Here is a 732-nt window from a genome sequence, read left to right on the forward strand (position 1 = left end):
AGCTTAAAATCTGTTTGACATGCTTATTGCGGCAGTCAGTATATTCGCTGGCATGAAGCTAATTCATACCGAGGCGAATCAATTAAAAGGCGATCCGTGGATACATTTACAACGTGTCACCGCGCCGGCATTTGCCCTCGCTCCGGCCGCCTTTCTCAAGCATCTACAAGCCCATCAAACAGCAAACGGTGTTTCGCAAGCGGTCACGGCTTACGATAGCGCTCCGATCTTCGACTGGATGATGAGCCTCGTGCCGCTCCAGGGTATCTCCGATCAGATCGCTGTCCGCTACGCCGAGCAGCATGGCGGGGTGACCCACGCCGAGATCCAGGCGGCCTTGTCGGTACCTCAGAGGTGCTCGCGCCTTGCGAGTTATTGGCATTTCAAAGGTTGCAGCTATCGCAGGGTCGACCAGACCTGCGCTGCACCGGATCACATCAGCGCCTGCACCTTACCCCTCCCGAGGCTGAGGAAGGGATCGCTGAACCAAGCAGCTTACAGCCTTGCCCTCTTTATTCGCGATGTCTGCGGCGGCGACTTCGTCGGCTGGATCGATAAACGGCTCGCCGAGGCCGATCCTGGCCCCGGGGCGCCCGAACGTGGTCCGCGCCTGCGGAAGGCCGTTCTTGGTCCCCTCTGCGGGATCTACGGCATCGGCCCGAAGCTCTGGGCGATGATGCTGGCTGACCTTCTGCTCGGCGCCGACCCGAACCGGGAACGCTGGGTCACAGC

The 732-nt window shown here is 60.0% G+C and carries 1 pseudogene; it reads left to right on the forward strand.

Annotated features, from left to right (window positions below):
• Window positions 1-52 precede the first annotated feature (52 nt).
• Window positions 53-732, forward strand: a pseudogene (locus MKK69_RS08670) (hypothetical protein); the annotation flags it as partial.

It is taken from the genome of Methylobacterium sp. J-026, assembly GCF_022829585.1.
GTDB lineage: Bacteria > Pseudomonadota > Alphaproteobacteria > Rhizobiales > Beijerinckiaceae > Methylobacterium.